Below are 1,544 nucleotides of genomic sequence, written 5' to 3' on the forward strand. Positions count from 1 at the left end.
AGCGGCGAGCGATCCCGCCGCCGCCCGCGGCGCTGTTCTCCCGGCACCCGGCGGCGCGACCGGCCGCTTAGCCGCTACAGCGCTCCGGTCTGTTTGAGTTCGAGATATTCGTCGGCCAGCGCCTCCGGCAGCCGGTCCGGCGCGGCCGCGATGACGCGGACGCCCATGCGGCGCAGGGTCTCCCGGGCCACCGCGTGCTCGGCGATGACATTCTCGGCGGCGGCCGCGGCGTAGAGATCGTCCAGGCCGCGGCGGCGGCTCGCGGCGGCGGCCACGTCCGGATCGGTCACCGAGACGACCAGTACCCGGTGGCGGTCGGCCAGCACGGGCAGCACCGGCAACAGACCCTCCTGCACGGTGGCGGCGTCGAGATGGGTGAACCAGACCACCAGGCTGCGGCGGCGGGCGCGCTGCAGGGTGGCCCGCAGCAGGCCCTGATAGTCGGTGTCGACGAGTTCGGGGGTGAGCCCGGCCAGCGCGTGCATGAGCTTGATCTGCAAGCGTTTTCCGCCGACCCCGCGCACCTCGGTGCGTACGCGGCGGTCGTAGGCGAGCAGGTCCACCGAGTCGCCACCGGAAGCCGCCAGGCCGCCCAGCAGCAGCGCCGCCTCGATGGTCGCGTCCAGCCGCGTGCCGTCCCCGACCCTTCCGGCGCTGACCCGCCCGGTGTCGAGCAGCATCACCACATGCCGATTGCGTTCCGGCCGCCAGGTGCGTACCAGCACGTCATTCGCACGGGCGGTGGCGCGCCAGTCGATGGTGCGCACGTCGTCGCCCGCCACATACTCACGGAACGAATCGAATTCGGTGCCCTGCCCGCGAATCGTGGTGGTGTTGCGGCCTTCCAGATGCTGCAACTGCTTGACCTTCGAGGCCAGCAGCCGTTCACTGCGGAACGGCGGCAGGGCGCGCAGCCGGGCGGGGACGTCGCGGCGCACCTGCCGTCCGGCCATCCCCAGCGGGCCCAGCAGGCGCACCGTCACCGGACCGGCCGCCCGGTCGCCGTGGTACTCCGGGGTCAACTCGGTGCGCAGGCGAATCCTGGTGTTGGGCGGCAGATTCAGGGCATGGGTGCGGTGCCGGGCGTGCGCGCTCGGCGGCCAGTCGTCCCACAGCGTGCCGCGCACCGGCCGGGTACCGGCATTGAGCACCGCGAGTTCCACGTCGATGCTGCGGCCGGAGCGCACCGTGGTGAGCGGGTCGCGGGAGAACTCCAGCGCGCCCGGCGATCCCAGCGCCAGCAGGTCGACGGCGATGAGCACGACCAGCAGCAGGGTGGCGATCAGCACGCCGAGCCACGACGGCAGCACGACGGCGACGAACAGGGCCGCGAGCACCGCCGCCGCGGCCAGCCGGCCGGTGACGATCACGGGCTAGACCGGGACGGGGACGGACATCAGCAGCGAGGCCATGACGCCCTCGGCGGTGACGCCCTCCACCTCGTGCTCGGGCCGCAGGTGCAGCCGGTGCCGGAGCACCGCTGTCGCAACGGCTTTCACATCGTCGGGCGTGGTGTAGGCGCGCCCGTTGAGCCAGGCGAAGGC

1 protein-coding gene and 1 pseudogene are annotated in these 1,544 nt (G+C 72.9%); both read right to left on the reverse strand.

Features of this window, described 5'->3' with window-relative positions; genetic code table 11:
• Window positions 1-74: 74 nt before the first annotated feature.
• Window positions 75-1,370, reverse strand: a complete 1,296-nt coding sequence (locus ACWELQ_RS45460; protein WP_452403155.1) for a DUF58 domain-containing protein — start codon at window positions 1,368-1,370, stop codon at window positions 75-77.
• Between the two features lie 3 nt (window positions 1,371-1,373).
• A pseudogene (locus ACWELQ_RS45465) lies at window positions 1,374-1,544 on the reverse strand (AAA family ATPase); the annotation flags it as partial.

It is taken from the genome of Nocardia sp. NPDC004722, from assembly GCF_053601505.1.